The sequence below is a fragment of the Peptoniphilus raoultii genome (assembly GCF_900099555.1).
Taxonomy (GTDB): domain Bacteria; phylum Bacillota; class Clostridia; order Tissierellales; family Peptoniphilaceae; genus Peptoniphilus_A; species Peptoniphilus_A raoultii.
The window spans coordinates 554,082-569,505 of sequence record NZ_FMWM01000002.1 but is presented as its reverse complement, the minus strand read 5'-3'; the positions used below and the strand labels follow the sequence as shown (position 1 = coordinate 569,505).

General features: G+C 31.8%; 16 protein-coding genes, 1 tRNA gene, 1 other RNA gene and 2 other annotated features. Of the genes, 2 read left to right on the top strand and 16 right to left on the bottom strand.

Annotated elements, in window-relative coordinates; genetic code table 11:
- Nucleotides 1-18 precede the first annotated feature (18 nt).
- The 5 genes from tig to BQ4446_RS02670 form a co-directional block, all read right to left on the bottom strand.
- Nucleotides 19-1,416 carry a trigger factor gene (gene tig, locus BQ4446_RS02690; protein ID WP_071026428.1) on the bottom strand — a complete coding sequence of 466 codons (1,398 nt, stop codon included), beginning with the start codon at nt 1,414-1,416 and terminating at the stop codon, nt 19-21.
- A 59-nt stretch (nt 1,417-1,475) separates the two neighbouring features.
- Complete coding sequence (locus BQ4446_RS02685) at nt 1,476-1,697, bottom strand: YdbC family protein (RefSeq protein WP_071026426.1); 222 nt, start codon at nt 1,695-1,697, stop codon at nt 1,476-1,478.
- Complete coding sequence (locus BQ4446_RS02680; protein WP_071026424.1) at nt 1,684-3,396, bottom strand: proline--tRNA ligase; 1,713 nt, start codon at nt 3,394-3,396, stop codon at nt 1,684-1,686. Before BQ4446_RS02680 ends, BQ4446_RS02685 begins: the two co-directional genes overlap by 14 nt.
- Before the next feature lie 245 nt (nt 3,397-3,641).
- Nucleotides 3,642-4,001, bottom strand: a complete 360-nt coding sequence (locus BQ4446_RS02675) for a phosphodiester glycosidase family protein (protein ID WP_071026423.1) — start codon at nt 3,999-4,001, stop codon at nt 3,642-3,644.
- A 69-nt stretch (nt 4,002-4,070) separates the two neighbouring features.
- Nucleotides 4,071-5,054, bottom strand: a complete 984-nt coding sequence (locus BQ4446_RS02670; protein WP_071026421.1) for a biotin--[acetyl-CoA-carboxylase] ligase — start codon at nt 5,052-5,054, stop codon at nt 4,071-4,073.
- Nucleotides 5,055-5,175: 121 nt separating this feature from the next.
- On the opposite strand from BQ4446_RS02670, the gene BQ4446_RS02665 reads away from it, so the two are divergent.
- Nucleotides 5,176-5,265, top strand: a tRNA-Ser gene (locus BQ4446_RS02665).
- 3 nt (nt 5,266-5,268) lie between these two features.
- An RNA gene (gene ffs, locus BQ4446_RS02660) (signal recognition particle sRNA large type) lies at nt 5,269-5,532 on the top strand.
- On the opposite strand, the gene BQ4446_RS02655 is transcribed toward ffs, so the two are convergent.
- The 11 genes from BQ4446_RS02655 to hflX form a co-directional block, all read right to left on the bottom strand.
- A complete protein-coding gene (locus BQ4446_RS02655; protein WP_071026419.1) occupies nt 5,533-6,237 on the bottom strand; it encodes a hypothetical protein in 705 nt (234 codons plus the stop codon).
- Nucleotides 6,224-7,069 (bottom strand): 4-(cytidine 5'-diphospho)-2-C-methyl-D-erythritol kinase, encoded by an 846-nt coding sequence (gene ispE, locus BQ4446_RS02650; protein WP_071026418.1) that lies wholly within the window; start codon nt 7,067-7,069, stop codon nt 6,224-6,226. The genes BQ4446_RS02655 and ispE overlap by 14 nt, the downstream gene beginning before the upstream one ends.
- Before the next feature lie 65 nt (nt 7,070-7,134).
- Nucleotides 7,135-7,401, bottom strand: coding sequence for a Veg family protein (locus BQ4446_RS02645; protein ID WP_071026416.1), 267 nt, complete (start codon nt 7,399-7,401; stop codon nt 7,135-7,137).
- A gap of 164 nt (nt 7,402-7,565) precedes the next feature.
- Entirely contained in the window at nt 7,566-8,345 is a 780-nt protein-coding gene (locus BQ4446_RS02640; protein WP_071026415.1) for an ABC transporter ATP-binding protein, read from the bottom strand.
- Nucleotides 8,339-9,217, bottom strand: a complete 879-nt coding sequence (locus tag BQ4446_RS02635) for an ABC transporter permease (protein ID WP_071026413.1) — start codon at nt 9,215-9,217, stop codon at nt 8,339-8,341. The genes BQ4446_RS02640 and BQ4446_RS02635 overlap by 7 nt, the downstream gene beginning before the upstream one ends.
- A 21-nt stretch (nt 9,218-9,238) precedes the next feature.
- Nucleotides 9,239-10,255, bottom strand: a complete 1,017-nt coding sequence (locus tag BQ4446_RS02630; RefSeq protein WP_071026411.1) for an ABC transporter substrate-binding protein — start codon at nt 10,253-10,255, stop codon at nt 9,239-9,241.
- Nucleotides 10,256-10,299: 44 nt separating this feature from the next.
- Nucleotides 10,300-10,531, bottom strand: a binding site (T-box leader).
- 65 nt (nt 10,532-10,596) lie between these two features.
- Nucleotides 10,597-11,595 (bottom strand): ABC transporter substrate-binding protein, encoded by a 999-nt coding sequence (locus BQ4446_RS02625; RefSeq protein WP_071026409.1) that lies wholly within the window; start codon nt 11,593-11,595, stop codon nt 10,597-10,599.
- Nucleotides 11,596-11,637: 42 nt separating this feature from the next.
- Nucleotides 11,638-11,874 (bottom strand) — a binding site (T-box leader).
- Nucleotides 11,875-11,926: 52 nt separating this feature from the next.
- Complete coding sequence (nadE, locus tag BQ4446_RS02620) at nt 11,927-12,649, bottom strand: NAD(+) synthase (RefSeq protein ID WP_071026408.1); 723 nt, start codon at nt 12,647-12,649, stop codon at nt 11,927-11,929.
- Nucleotides 12,649-13,026 (bottom strand): CoA-binding protein, encoded by a 378-nt coding sequence (locus BQ4446_RS02615; protein ID WP_071026406.1) that lies wholly within the window; start codon nt 13,024-13,026, stop codon nt 12,649-12,651. Before BQ4446_RS02615 ends, nadE begins: the two co-directional genes overlap by 1 nt.
- A 5-nt stretch (nt 13,027-13,031) precedes the next feature.
- Entirely contained in the window at nt 13,032-13,664 is a 633-nt protein-coding gene (locus tag BQ4446_RS02610; protein WP_071026404.1) for a YigZ family protein, read from the bottom strand.
- A complete protein-coding gene (hflX, locus tag BQ4446_RS02605) occupies nt 13,657-14,922 on the bottom strand; it encodes a GTPase HflX (protein ID WP_071026402.1) in 1,266 nt (421 codons plus the stop codon). The genes BQ4446_RS02610 and hflX overlap by 8 nt, the downstream gene beginning before the upstream one ends.
- Nucleotides 14,923-15,424: the final 502 nt, after the last annotated feature.

The window sequence follows — 15,424 nt, the reverse complement described above, 5'->3', positions numbered from 1 at the left end:
ACCCACTCCTTAATTATTTTACTTATCTTCCCTATCTTCCTTGTCTTCTATAATTTTTTCTATTTCTTCCTTGGCAAGTTCTGCCTTTTCCTTTTCTTCTTTTTTCTTATCTTCAGATGGAGCTACAAGTTTTGCATTGTCAAGTAAAAAGTCAACAGCCTTTCTCTTCGCAAGATCTTCTCTAATGGCCTCTTTATTTTGACCAAGCATATATTCTCTCATTTTTTCCATATGTTCTTTGTCATCTTTAAAGTATTCTTCAACAACTGCATTAACTTCATCTTCAACTTCCTTATCAGAAATTTCTATTTTTTCAGCCTTAACTAAAGCTTCTAGGGCAAGATCATTTTTAACTGTTTCTTCTGCACCTGGTCTTATAGAATCTCTTAATTTATTCATTGTTGAACCTGTCATCTTTATATAGTCATTAAGAGAAATTCCTTGAGCCTTAAGATTTTGTTCATAATTTTGAAGAACGCTTGAAATTTGGTTTTCAATCATAGCAGGAGGAATATCAGCTTCTGCTCCTTCTCCTAATTTTTCTATAATTCTTCTTTGTTTTTCCATTTTAGCATTATTTTCAAATTCTTCTTCTTTTATTCTTCTAATGTCTTCTTTATATTCATCAAGAGTGTCAAAATCTGAAATATCTTTTACAAATTCATCATCAATTTCTGGAAGTTCCTTATAAGAAATTCCATTTAATTTAATTTCAAATTGAGCTTTTTTGCCCTTTAATTTTTCATCTCTATAGTCTTGAGGAAAATCTACGTCGATTGTAAATTCTTCACCTTCCTTATGACCAATAACTTGTTCTTCAAATCCAGGGATAAAAGCTCCTGATCCAAGTTCTAAGTCATAAGCTTTATCTTCTCCGCCTGCAAAATATTCTCCGTCAACAGATCCCTTATAGTCAATATTAGCTATGTCTCCTTCCTTTGCAGGCCTATCTGAAACATTTACAATTCTTGCATTCATTTCTCTTTGTTGTTCAATTTCTTCATTAATAACATCATCAGTTACTTCCATTGTAGGATCTTCTATTTCAAGGTTTTTGTAATCAGAAAGTTTTACATCAGGTTTAACATCAACACTAATATTAACGACTAAATCTTCCCCGTCTTTCTTTTCTTCTTCAATATCAATTTTTGGTTGGTCTACAACTTCAAGTTCAAGTTCCTTCACTGCCTTTTCATATTCTTCAGGAAGAATTTCATTAATAGCATCTTCTAAAAATACGTCTTTGCCATAGATATTTTCAATCATTTGTCTTGGCACATGACCCTTACGAAAGCCTGGCACTTGAAAATGCTTTTTATTTTTCTTGTAAACTTCAGCTTCTGCTTCCTTTATATCTTTATCTTTTAATACAATATCAAAATATACCGTATAATTTTCTTTCTTTTTAATCTCCATATTTACCTCCATAAACTTCTCAATTGTTTAATTATATCATTCTTTGCCTAAAAAATATATTATAGGTCCATATCTTTAATAATCTTTGTTAAGATTTCAAATTCTTCATCATTTAGGGTTATACCCTTGGACATTTTTTGGTGGTCAGGATCCCAAGACCTTATATCATATTTTCCAGGTCTTCCCCCAAAGGATACCTTATTTATTTCCTTGGTCCAGCCCTTGGCATCTTCAGACAAAACGCCGTAATGTTCAATTATTTCAAATTTAAAGTCGTCCATTTTCTACCTCTCTTAAAATATTATCTATAGCTTCTTCTGAACTTATTTCTATTTTTTCTCCATCTTTTCTAAGGGAGTATTCAACAATATTTTCTCCAGCTCTTTTACCAACTGTTATTCTAAGGGGTATGCCAATTAAGTCTCTATCCTTAAATTTAACTCCTGCTCTTAAATCTCTATCATCTATTAAAACTTCAATTTTTTTATCTTGTAATTCTTTGTAAATTTTTTCTCCAAGATTTAATTGATCTTCATTTTTGGGATTTATTACAGTAATTATTGCTTCATAGGGAGCGACTCCAAGAGGCCAAATTATTCCATTTTCGTCATAATTTTGCTCTACAATTGCTGCAACTGACCTTGTAATGCCAATGCCATAAGACCCCATATAAAAATAATTTGCCTTGCCATTTTCATCTAAGTAGGTTGCATTTAAAGCCTTTGAATATTTTGTACCTAGCTTAAAAATATTTCCCACTTCAATGCCTCTAGCAAATTTATATTTTTCATCAGTTCCTGGAATTATGTCGCCTTCTTCAACAAGAAGAAGATCATCGCAAATTTCCCCCTCAAAATCCCTTTTAAAATTAACGTTAATATAGTGGTAGTCCTTTTCATTGGCACCAACAACAAGATTTTGAATTTTTGTTAGGCTTTTATCAACAATAATTTTTACATCCTTATTTATCTTATAAGGTCCAGTAAAACCCGGATAGGAATCGCAGGCTTTTATATCTTCATCACTCATCATTTGAATGTTATGTTCAGCAACTCCCAAAAATGAAACTAGCTTAATTAAATTCAGCTGCCTATCTCCTGGAATAAATACTATAACTCTCTTGTCAGCTATCATAAGATCAATGGCCTTGGCACATCTTTTTTTACTTATATTTAAAAACTTGGAAAGGTCTTCTATTGTTGAACAAGAAGGGGTGTAGACTTTTTCAATGTCCTTTATTTCTTCCTCTGGAGGAAGGTCATAAGAAATTGGCGCTTTTTCTTCTGTTGCTGCATACTTGCCGCTTTCTGAAAAGGCAATAACTCCTTCTCCCGTATCTGCAAGGGCAATAAATTCATGAGAACCGCTGCCGCCCATAGCTCCATTGTCACCTTCAACAATTTTATAATTTAAAGCTAATTTGTCAAAAACTTTTTCATATGCCTTATACATATTCATATAGGCTTCCTGCATTTTTTCAGGATTTTCATCAAAGGTGTAGGCATCTTTCATGGAAAATTCTCTTGAACGATTAATTCCGAATCTCGGCCTCTTTTCATCCCTATACTTAGTTTGAATTTGATAGAGATTTAAGGGAAGGTCCTTATAAGAATTTACTTCATCTTTTACAAGAGTCGTAAAATATTCTTCTGCTGTAGGTCCTAGACAAAAATCTCTGTCATGTCTATCTCTTAGCTTAAACATTTCAGGACCATACTTTTCCCATCTGCCAGAAGTTTCCCAAATTTCACGAGGCTGAATTGCACTCATTAAAATTTCTTGACTGCCAAATTCATCCATAACCTCTCTTACTAAATTTTCAATTTTTCTTACAACACGATAGCCTAGGGGCAAATATGTATAAATACCACTGGCACTTTTTCTTATAAATCCGGCACGCAAAAGAAATTTGTGAGAAACAATTTCGGCATCTGCCGGATCTTCTCTTAGTGTCGGCATATATAGTTTAGATAATCTCATGAATCCTCCAATCATAAAATCTTATATAAAATATTATAATATCCTTTAAAAATATATACAATTTATTTAAAAATGAAAAAAAGTCCCTGTGAACTTCGACTTTTTCTATTATACTATAATTTTTTTAACATATCTCTATATAATTTTTTATATTTATATGCATGTATTTTTAATATTTCTTTAACTTTTTATATTTTTGTTTATTATATCATATTTTGCTTCATGACAACAAATGGGCAACAATCTCATGATTTTATTCCAACAATATTATTAAGTTTTCTAGATGTGTGAATACCAAAATTATTCTTATAAAACATTTGAGTAGATCCTCCGCCGTCTAACGCAATTGCTCCATCAATTCCTAAAGCTATTACTTTTTGTTTAAAAATTGACATGCTGCAAGGTTCACTTACTATCAAATAAATTTCATTTCCTTTAAAAGCAATTCCTGTGTGTGTAGTATGTCTTAAAATATCTCGTGGAACTTGTTCTAAATTAGGATCATAAGAAGGGTATAAACCAACTCCTCCAATTTCCCAATCAACTTTTCTTTTAATTTCTGAAATAAAAATTGAAATTTGAATAATAAAAGTGATTTTTTGCAAATAAAAACCCTATAATATCTGCTTAATATTATTCAAATATTATAGGATTAATGTTTTTTGTAAGAAAGATTAATTTTTATTTAAAAAATCTCCCTTTATAGAAACTTCTCCTGAACTTAAAATTTCCTTTTCTCCATTTCTTTCAACGATTAAATTTCCCTTGTCATTAACATCAAGAGCAAGACCTTCTCTCTTTTCTCCATTTATTTCATAGGTTACTTTTTTTCCTAGGACTAGAGAATGGTCCTTATAATATTTTAATATTTCATCAGTAGGAGCCTTGTAATAATTTAAGTAAAATTCATTTACAAGCTTGGCAAGAATTTGATTTTTTAAAATATTTGTGTCAAGGGCACCAAAAATATTTTTTAGGTCATCATCTAAATGGTCCGGATATTTTAAATTAATTCCTATGCCAATAATGATTGAAGAAACTGTCTTCGTTTCAAAATCTGCATCAAGTTCTGAAAGAATTCCGCAAACTTTTTTGCCGTCAATATAAATGTCATTAACCCATTTTATGGCTGCATCCTTTTCTGTTAAATCTTTTATGGCCTTGACAACAGAAACCGCAGACCTTACTGTAATTAAATCAAAATATGAAAAATCAAAATTATCCTTGGGTCTTAAAATTATGGAATAATAAAGACCGGTTCCCCTATAGGACTTAAAAGATTTTCCAGTTCTTCCCCTGCCAGCCGCCTGATAATCTGAAGCTAAAAGGGTAAAATGTCTTATGTTTTCAGAATATAAAAGTCTTTTGGCTTCAGTATTTGTTGAATCAATTTCATCATAAATTCTTATATCAATATCCTTAAGTTCGGGGATTAAATCTTTTTTCACTCCAAATTCTGTTAGCTTGTCACAATTAGCATCTAATCTATAGCCTTTTTTTGTTTGGGAATCTATAATAAATCCCTCTTCCTTTAAAGATTTAATAGCCTTCCAAATTGCTGTTCTTGAAAGGGAAAGTTTATCTGCCAAATCTTGACCTGAAATATATTTTTCTCTATTTTCTTCTAATTCTTTTAAAACTTCATCTTTTGTATTCATAAAATCACTTCTCTCTAAATATATTATAAACAATTTTTACATAAAATAAATTAAATTAAGGGGTGAATCCCCTGTTTCTTGACTTATTTTTAAATTTCGGGTAAAATAAATTTCTAAGCGTGGAGAGATGTCCGAGTGGCTTAAGGAGCACGCCTGGAAAGCGTGTATACAAGAAATTGTATCGGGGGTTCAAATCCCCCTCTCTCCGCCATTACCATGCTAGGCGGGAAATTAGCGATGTCCTGTACCTGCAATTCGCTACAGCAGGGCTGAATTCCTTATCTCGGTTTTAAATTTTGCAGCCTGCCCTGGAAAAGTGGTGTTGATATTAGGGCCCTACGCAACGGAAACTTATGAACCGTGTCAGATCTTGACCGAAGCAGCACTAAGTAAGACCTTTCGTGTGCCGTAGGATTACCTTAATTGAGCTAACTGTTCAGGTACCGTGTAGGGTTTAATCCCAAAATAAGGTGCATGGTTACATATTCCAAGAAGAGATATTTAGTATCTCTTCTTTTTTTAATCTTCCCTCTCTCCTCAAATAATCCTCAGCTAAAAAATAAAAAAATCTCTTGTCACCACTTGTGAAAAAATAATCCCTTAAAATATTTTCCTTAATATAACTAAAGTCACATAAAATCGGATCAATATTAGTTAAAATTTTGTAGGCCTTTAATTTTTCCATAAAAAAACTTTTATAAAGGCCAAAGGGGCTGGCTCCAAAAAAAATAAGGTCAAAGGAATTTAAAGAAATATTTTCTAAATATTCATCTAAAATTTTTCCCACAGTAAAATTATCTGCAAGGCTAAGACAGGCGTTGATCAAATATGTAGAGTCAATAGTCCTAAAATCAGCACTAATTTTTTCCCTTAAAAAATTATTTGCTGAAAGGTTTTTTGAAGTCAGCATTAAAATTTTTTTATCTGTCATGAATTTTTTCATACTTTCTAGACCGTAAAAGACATTTTCCTTTTGGTGTAAGATGCCAGCAGCATCTAAATCGCTTATGATTATTCTCTTTTCATCTTTTAAAGCCTCATAGACTTTTAGGACTCTTTTAGCAATTTCTTCATGCTTATAAACTCCATAGGATGAAAATTTATTATCCACATAATAATTTAATTGAAAATCATATTCCCTAAAAATATTTATAATTCCAATATTTGAATCAAATACTGCCACAATTCTCACCTACCTCGACTCTAAAAACATATTTATAAGAGGGTGCAAAAAATTCATATGCTTCTTCTAAATCTTTTTCATTTTCAAAAATAGAAAAAATACTTGCTCCGCTACCACTCATTAGGCTAATGCCTCCAAAATCTGAAAGCCTATCCTTTATTAGCCTTAAATCCCTATGGTCTTTAAAGACCACATCTTCCATTTTATTTTTTAAATTTTCCCTTAAAAAATTAAAATCCCTTTCATTTAAGGCCCTTAAAATTCCATCTATGTCTATCCTATCTTCTGTAATCTTTATTTTTTTATAGACAGAGGGAGTTGAAATTCCATAGCCTGGATTTATTAATAAGACCTTTTTAAAATAAAAATCACCTGCTGGGCTTAAAATTTCTCCAACTCCCCTCGCCCTTTTATTTTTTTTCTGCATCATAAAGGGAAAATCCGCCCCGAGTTTTAGGGAAATTTTTTGCATTTCCTCTTCAGAAATTTTTAGATGATAAAGATCATTTAGGGCGTTTAGGATCATGGCTCCATTAGCCGTACCTCCTGCAAGGCCTGCCGCCGTGGGGATGTTTTTTTTAACCTTCACATAAAGACCTAAATCTTTTTTTGTATATTGGCAAAGACTTCTCCAAGCTTTGTAAATTAAATTTTCTTCAGGGTTAAAGTCAAAAGACCCTTCAATTTTTATGCCTGATGAAATTTTTTGAAAATTCATTTCATCATAAAGAGAAATTTTTGCCATAACTGTATCTATATTATGGTAGGAGTCTTCTCTTTTTGATAAAACATCAAGACACAAATTAATTTTTCCGTATGCTTTCCTAAAAATAAGCCCTCACCTCAAGTTTATTATAATAAATAAAGGCATAAAAAAAAAGACATATAAAATGTCTTTTAAGAAATCATCTTTGCATCTGAAAATTTAACTTCATCTTCAAGGATTGTAAGTTTTACTGTTGAGGTCAAAACGTCTGAGTAGGTAAAGGAGGAAGTAATTATTTCATTGCCATTAAAGATGTCAACAACGAAAAGGCTTGGGTAAATTGCCTTTAAAACTCCCCTTCTAGTAATAATTTTCTTTCGTCCCTTATTAGCTTTCACAATAATTCTCTTACCAATGTGCGACTTCAATTCATTTTTTATAAGATCCATTTGATTCATAAATAGTTCCTTTCTATATGACCTACATTTGTTAACATTATAGCAGAAAATAAATGACCTGTCAATAAAAAAAACTAATATTTTAACTCATATAAAATCTTTTGTCAATGAGTTTTTTAAAAAATATGGATGATTTTTAAAAAAATAATTTTACCTGCTTCACTTTAAGAAACAAGCCTTAATTTTTCTTCTTCAGAAATTTTGGAATTATAAATTTCCCTAAGTTCCTCTTCATTTATGTCTTGAGGTTTTATATCTAAAACAATTTTTCCCTTTTCTAGCATAATAATTCTATCTGAATATTCAAGGGCATTTTTTAAATTGTGGGTGATCATTAGGGTTGTAATTTTTTCTTTTTTTATTAAAGACTTTGTCTTTTCCATGACTATTTTTGAAGTTTTTGGATCAAGGGCTGCAGTATGCTCATCAAGCAAAAGAATTTGCGGTCTTTTAAATGTTGCCATTAAAAGTGAAAGGGACTGTCTTTGACCTCCTGATAAAAATTTTACTTGGGTTCTTAATTTATTTTCAAGTCCCAAATCAATTTCCTTTAACTTTTCCATAATAGGCTCAATATTTTCCTTATTTACAAGTTTTCTGAAGGTGAATTTTTTACCCTTTTTTAAGGCCATGGACATATTTTCTAAAATATCTAAATGCGGGCATACTCCCATTGACGGATCTTGATTTACCTTTCCAATGTAAAGAGCTCTTTTTTCTTCTGGTAAGTCTGAAAATTTTTCTCCATTTAATAAAATTTCACCGCTATCCATTTGAATTTCGCCAGTAATTATATTAAAAAGAGTTGATTTCCCGCAGCCATTTGCTCCTAATATTGTTGTTGCTGTATTTTCTTCTATATTTAAGGAGAAGCTATCAAAAATTTGATTTTCTTCTTCTGTTCCCTTGTAAAAAGTTTTTGATATATTTTTTATTTCTAGCATGATTTTTCCTTTCTATTTTTTAACTTATCAAGTCCTGCAATTTGCAAATTATTGTAAACTATAAAAATTATTACTATAAGTGCTGTCACAAGTTTAAGATCGCTTGGCTGCAAACCTTGAGATATGGCAATACCAAAAATTAATCTATAAACTATGGCTCCTATTATGGCCCTTGTCGTCCTATTTAAAAATTCGGCATTTTTTAGGAAGGAATCTCCAATTACAACTGATGCTAGGGCTGAAACTATTATTGTTTGGCCCATAGTTATATCCGCATAGCCTGTTGCCTGTGCCATAAGTGAGCCTGCAAGTGCAACTAAGGCATTAGATAAAATTAAACCGTAGGCATAATATTTTTCCGGATTTTTTCCAAGACTTTTTACAAGCCTTTCATTATCTCCCGTTGCTAAAAGTAAATATCCCTTTTCAGTTTTTAAAAACCAGTCCATAATAAATTTAATTAGGAGCAAAATCCCTAAGAGGATTATTATCCTAGGAATATTTTCAAAAAGTGAAAATACTGTGTCATATTCGTAAAAAGTTACATTTGAAGTTCCTGTTATCCTTAAATTTATTGTATAGAGCATGGTCATTGTCAAAATTCCTGCTAGGATGGCTTCGATTTTTAATTTTTTATTTAAAAAGTAGCTTACAAAGCCTGCTGCCCCTCCCGCAATAAAGGCAAAGACCATGGCAAGAATGGGACTAAGTCCTGATGTCAAAGTTTTTGCAAATACGAAAGCCCCCAAGGGGAAAGTTCCTTCCACTGATAAATCTGCTATATCTAAAATTTTAAAAGTTATTACTACTCCAATGGCAAGAATTGAAAATATAAGTCCTGTCAAAAGAGATTCTGCTAGTACTGAGCTCATCTTTTCTCCTTTTCCCTTTTGTTATTTAATAATTTTTCCGTCCCTTAAAAGGTCTTCTAGATTTGAAAGTTCTAAACCTTCTGCCGTCTTCTGATTAACTACCTTGCTTGACTGTCCTGTTGTGAAAACTGGCACATTCTTCACTGGATTTCCCGTTAAAATTTCTTCTGCCATAAAGCCTGCCTTTTTTCCAAGTTCAAAATAATCAACTCCGTTTGACAAAAGTATGCCATTTTCAACTGGTCCTTCCTCTGCTGCAAAGGATGGAATCTTGCTATCAATTAAAATTTTTGAAATAACCTGAGCTGATGAGGCAACTAGATTATCAGATATGCAGTAAAAGGCATCAATTTGTCCCTTTAAAGATTGCATGGCTGTTGACACATCGTTTACAGAATTTACTCCCATAGAAACTACTTCAATTCCAAAATCTCCTGCAGCTTTTTCAGCTTCTTCTATTTGAAATTTCGAATTTGCTTCGTTAGTTGAAAATAAAATGCCAATTTTTTTAGTGTCCGGAAAAACTGCTAAAAATTCTTCAAGCTGCATTTTGACTGAAATATAATCACTAACTCCCGTTACATTTCCTTCAGGCTCTTCTAAATTTTCTACAAGACCTGAACTTACAGGATCAGTTACTGCTGCAAAGACAATGGGAATATCCTTTGTAATATTTTTCGCCCCTTGAGCTGCCGGCGTTGCAATGGCATAAATTAAGGAGCAATTTTCATCCTTAAAATTATTCACAATTGTGGGAACAAGAGTTACATCTCCTGAAGCATTTTTTAAAATAATTTCTGCACCCGGAAATTCATTTTTTATTGTATCTTCAAATCCCTTAAAAGATCTTTCAAGGGCAATGTGTTCACTTAACTGAATAACGCCAATTTTTATTTGGCTATCTTTTGAATCTTCCTTGAGCTGCTGAGTTTTTTCTTCGCTACCCTTTTCCTTATCCGCCACATTTTTATCTCCACTGCAAGAACATAAAAATAAAATACAGATAAATATAACTAATAATTTGCTTAACTTTTTCATATAAAATCTAACCTCCAAAATATAATAAAAAAATCTTCCATCCCACAAGGGACGAAAGACTTGACTTCGCGGTACCACCCAATTTGTAATATAAAATTACCACTCTTTCGAGTTCTAACAAACTCTAGCCTAAGTTAACGGTGGCGGCCGTACTTGCCTACTAATTTCAACAAATAAGCTTTAGAGTGTATTAAGATTTGAAAACCTAGCCTTGCACCAACCGGCTTTTCTCTTAAAATTTTCTTCCAACCTTTTTCTCTCTTTCACTGCTTTTATTAAATTAGCCTTAGTATAATATACGGCCAAAGTTTTGTCAAGCATCTTATTAAATTTTATTTTTATTATTTTTCTACAATCTCTGCTCCTTTGTAAACATCTCGACTTAAATCAATTCCAAGGGCATCAGCCATTTTTTTATTAATTTTTTTAACGGCATCCTTATTGTCTTCTACTTCAATGCTTTTTATATCTTCCCCCTTTAAAATTCTTGCAGCCATTTTTGCAGCTTGCTTGCCATGAAGGTAATAATCTACTCCTTGACTCATTAAAAGACCATTAATAACTTGTCCTTCTTCAGCTGAAAGAGAAAGAACCTTATTTTTCTTTAGAAATTCAGAAACAATTGGAGCTGCTGATGCAACTGTATTGTCAGTTAAAGCATAAAGAGCATCAATTTTTTCTGACAAATAAGTTATTCCTTCAGGAATTTCATTAATATTATTAATGCCAACTGTTTCAAGTTCTAAATTTAATTCCTTGGCAGCTTCTTCAGCTTCCTTTAATTGAATTAATGAATTTTGTTCAAAATTTGAATAAATAATTCCTACTTTTTTAAGGTCTTTTTTCATTTCCTTTAATGTTGCAAGCTGACTTTTTATGTCAACCCTATCTGTAATCCCCTTAATATTTGTCTTTTCATCATAAGATTTTAAAAGGCCTGACTGAACGGGATCTGTTACTGCTGCAAATATAATGTTTTTATTGGGAAGGGCCTGTTTTGCACCTTGAGCAGCTGGCGTTGCTATGGCGAAAACTAAATCATAGTCATCAGAAGAGAATTTTTTTGGAGCGGTCGTTGTTAGAGACGAATCTCCATTTTCATTAACCTCTTCAATTTCTGCATCAATTCCTTCTTCCTTTAAGCCGTCAATAAATCCTTCTTTTGTATTTTCCAAAGAAATTTGATCCATATATTTAATAATTCCTATTTTTGCTTTTCCATCATCTGATTTTCCTTGATCCCCACTTTTTTTGTCTGTGCTTGAACAAGCAGTTAATAAAGCTATTAAAAGGACTAGTGACATTCTTCCAAGTTTTTTTAAATTTTTTACATTTTTCATTTTTTCCTCCCTGCAATTAAAGCATAAAAAAACCTCCGCCCTACATAGGGCGAAGGATATTCGCGGTACCACCTAATTTTTATAATAAAATAATTTTATTATTCTCACAGAAATCAATCAATTTCCTGCCTGAGTTAACGGGGGCTTCCGTGGCAATCTACTTTAATTCAATCGCCATGCTTAAGAGTGAATATTACATATTTTCTTATTTATGGGCTTGCACCTTACCCCACTCTCTAAAAAATAAGTCCATATCTTTCTCTCTGTCATTGCATTTATATTTTTTAACATTTTAATATCATTATTTTTTTTTGTCAAGTATTTTTTTAAATTATTTTTTTATTTCGAATCTTGGTATGATTTCTCTCTTATGTTTTGAATTTCTGTGCATCCTATCAATTTTTTCCTTTATTGGGATTTCAGGAACTTTTTCTCCCCTAATATAAGAATCTAAAGTTTCATAGGAAAAGCCCATTTCATCTTCATCGCTTTGACCTTCCCAAAGACCAGCTGATGGTTTTTTCTCAATTATAAAATCAGGAAGGTTTAATTCTTTTGCAAGCTTAAAAATATCTGTTTTTAAAATATTTACAATTGGATAGACATCCGCTCCGCTATCTCCATATTTTGTAGAATATCCAACATACCATTCGCTTGCATTTGATGACCCTAAAACTAAATAACCAAGATCAGCGCCATAATAATATAGGCTTGTCATCCTAAGTCTTGGTTTTATATTTGATCTTGCAAGTCTATTTTCCGATGAAAAACTTGCAGAAATTAGGGTCCTATAAGTTTCTGTTAAGTCCACTATTTCAGTTTTTATATCAAGAGCTTTTGCAATTTTAAGAGCATCATCTTTATCCTTATCTATTGATTCACAAGGCATAATTATCCCTAGTGAATTTTCAGGAAAAATTTCTTTTGAAACGGCTGCAACAACTGCTGAATCAATACCGCCTGAAAGTCCAAAAACAAATCCCTTTGCGTGAGAATTTTCGGCATATTCTCTAAGCCATGTTATTAAATCTTCTTTTAATTTTTTGTAGTCCATTATTTACTCAGCCTCGCATAAACACAGTCACATACAACATTAAATCCCATTTCCTTTGCCTTTTTTACAGTTTCATCATCATAGGATCCTGGTTGAAAAAATATATTTTTAATACCTAAATCTTTAGCATCTTTTAAATATCCTTCTGCAAATTTTGGGTTTGCAATCATATCAACGGCATCGATTTTTCCTTCAACTTCTTTTAAGGAGTCATAAATTTTTTCCCCTTCAATTTCGTCATATTTTGGATTTATGGAATAGACCTTATAATCCTCTTCCTTTAAAATCTTAGGAATTTTGTAGCCGAATTTTTCCTTGTCGGGGCTTGCTCCAACAACAGCCCAGTTCTTGTTTTTTAACATTTCTAGCGCATCCATTTTTTTCACCTCATAATTTTTCCATTTATAGTTGCTAGTTCTTCAATGCCCCTAACTTCTATTTTAATTGTGCCATTTGTAAGATCTATAAGCTCTTTAATCATTGGGGCGTCTTCTCTAATATAAAGGCTTATAGAAACAGTATCAGTAAATTCTTCTTCTAAAATTTTATAGTCTCTTTGTTTTAAAAGATTTAAAATTTTGCCATGGAAATTATAGTCATAGGATAGGGATGTGCGGTTAAAATTTTCTCTCACAACTCTTTTTGCAGCATCAAGACCTTTGATGGCACAGTTTGTATAGGCCCTATAAAGGCCGCCCTTGCCCAAAAGTATTCCACCAAAATATCTTGTCCCTATTACAAGGACATTTCTCATCTCTTCTTTTTTTAAAACTTCAAGCATTGGAATGCCTCCACTCCCTTGGGGCTCACCGTCATCTGAATATCCTTGGATTAATGCATCTTCACCAATAATATAAGCATAACAATTGTGATTCGCATCATTATATTCACTTTTTATCTCTTCAATTTTCCTTAGGGCTTCCTCTTCTGTTTTTACAAAAAATCCCCAGCCAATAAAGCGTGATTTCTTTTCTGTAAAATCAAAAGCTCCATCTCCTAAGACTGACTTATACACTTTTCAAATACCTCTTATATCTATTATATTCTTCTTTTGATAAATTGATTTTTATTTCAAGACCCTCATCAATAAAATTTGGTTTCAAATCAAATTTTTCAATTAATTTATAGCCTTTTTCCGTATCATTATAGGGAAAAACTAAAGTTACATCAATATTCTGCGGAAATAAATTATCTTCAATCGCCCTTAAAAGAGTATCTAAATTTTTGTCATTTTTGGCAGAAATATAAACTTTTTCTCCCTTAATATTTAATGGCATGGGCATATTCATATCAATCTTATCAATTTTATTAAAGACCGTTAGGATTTTTTTATCCTTAATGCCCAGGTCCTTTAAAATTTCCATAGTTGTCTTGTAAGAAATTTCCAAATCTTCACTTGAAATATCAATTACATGAAGAATTAAATCGCTATATTTTATTTCTTCTAACGTTGACTTAAAGGCCTCAATTAATTTTGTTGGGAGTTTTGAAACAAATCCAACTGTATCTGAAATTAAAAATTTTCTGCCAGATGGGAGCCTAGCCCTTCTGGAATTGGGATCAAGAGTTGCAAAGAGCATATCTTTTACAAAAACTTCTTTAGAATTATCTTCTTTAATCCTATTTAAAATTGTTGACTTGCCAGCATTTGTATAGCCCACAAGAGAAACAATGGGGATTTTTGAATTAATCCTCTCGGCCCTTCTCGTGTCCCTAGTCCTTCCAGCTTTTTTTAATTTTTCCTTAATCTTATTAATTTCTCTTAAAAGCCTTCTTCTGTCAGTTTCAATAATTTGTTCGCCAGGACCTCTTGTTCCGATTCCGCCGCCCGTTCTTGACCAGCCCTTAATTCCTAAAAGTCTTGGAAGCTGATACTCAAGCTGTGCAAGCTCCACTTGAAGTTTTGCCTCATAAGTCTCTGCCCTCAAGGCAAAAATATCTAAAATTAAATTAGTTCTGTCAATAACTTTTTTTTCAATAAGTTTTTCTAAATTTCTCAGCTGAATTCCTGTCAGTTCGTCATTAAAAACAATGGCATCTACTCCCATATTATTTGCCATTTCTTTAACTTCCCTTGCCTTTCCTTCGCCAATTAAATACTTAGGATTAAACTTATCTAAATTTTGAGTCATCTCTCCAATAACAAGGGCCTCGTCAGCTTTCACAAGTTCTCTTAATTCTTTCATAGAACTTTCAAGAGAATAGGGATAGCTTCCTAAATTTGTCCCCACTATAATAACTTTTTCTAATTTTTTATTTGATAAATCTTCCATAAGGTAATTATACTACAAAAGTAATTATTTCAAAATTCATCTTATTATTTTACCTTCTCCTTATAGAAAATATACTGCTAAATAATTAGTTTGTCTTTTTGGCTATTCTTTTTGAATAGATTTTTTTAAGGAGATATAATATAAAAAAATAAAACATTCTATATATAATACTATCAATAATATTTTTAATAAACGGTTCTGTCTATGCTTTTCAAAAGCCAAGAGATAATACTTCATATAACTTAAGAAATAATCCTTTTGTATATGACACAGAAGAAGATGACTTAGAATATCAAGACTCTGTCTATACTTCAGAAGCTGATGCCAAAAATTGAGAACTTATAGTTATAATTTTAACTGGAGCATTTGCTCTTATGGGTCCTCTAGGTGTAGCTAATAGCGTCGCATTACAAATTCAAAATAATTTATCAGCTTCCACCCATTTTGGTACATTAGAAATTTAGAAAGGCGAAAGAAGACAATATAAAACATCATTAATTAC

What these genes read in the sequence shown, in the direction of transcription:
- tig (WP_071026428.1), bottom strand. Translation starts at nt 1,416, where the DNA reads ATGGAGATTAAAAAGAAAGAAAATTATACGGTATATTTTGATATTGTA.
- BQ4446_RS02685 (WP_071026426.1), bottom strand. Translation starts at nt 1,697, where the DNA reads ATGGACGACTTTAAATTTGAAATAATTGAACATTACGGCGTTTTGTCT.
- BQ4446_RS02680 (WP_071026424.1), bottom strand. Translation starts at nt 3,396, where the DNA reads ATGAGATTATCTAAACTATATATGCCGACACTAAGAGAAGATCCGGCA.
- BQ4446_RS02670 (WP_071026421.1), bottom strand. Translation starts at nt 5,054, where the DNA reads ATGAATACAAAAGATGAAGTTTTAAAAGAATTAGAAGAAAATAGAGAA.
- BQ4446_RS02645 (WP_071026416.1), bottom strand. Translation starts at nt 7,401, where the DNA reads ATGAATCAAATGGATCTTATAAAAAATGAATTGAAGTCGCACATTGGT.
- BQ4446_RS02640 (WP_071026415.1), bottom strand. Translation starts at nt 8,345, where the DNA reads ATGCTAGAAATAAAAAATATATCAAAAACTTTTTACAAGGGAACAGAA.
- BQ4446_RS02635 (WP_071026413.1), bottom strand. Translation starts at nt 9,217, where the DNA reads ATGAGCTCAGTACTAGCAGAATCTCTTTTGACAGGACTTATATTTTCA.
- BQ4446_RS02630 (WP_071026411.1), bottom strand. Translation starts at nt 10,255, where the DNA reads ATGAAAAAGTTAAGCAAATTATTAGTTATATTTATCTGTATTTTATTT.
- BQ4446_RS02625 (WP_071026409.1), bottom strand. Translation starts at nt 11,595, where the DNA reads ATGAAAAATGTAAAAAATTTAAAAAAACTTGGAAGAATGTCACTAGTC.
- nadE (WP_071026408.1), bottom strand. Translation starts at nt 12,649, where the DNA reads ATGGACTACAAAAAATTAAAAGAAGATTTAATAACATGGCTTAGAGAA.
- BQ4446_RS02615 (WP_071026406.1), bottom strand. Translation starts at nt 13,026, where the DNA reads ATGGATGCGCTAGAAATGTTAAAAAACAAGAACTGGGCTGTTGTTGGA.
- hflX (WP_071026402.1), bottom strand. Translation starts at nt 14,922, where the DNA reads ATGGAAGATTTATCAAATAAAAAATTAGAAAAAGTTATTATAGTGGGG.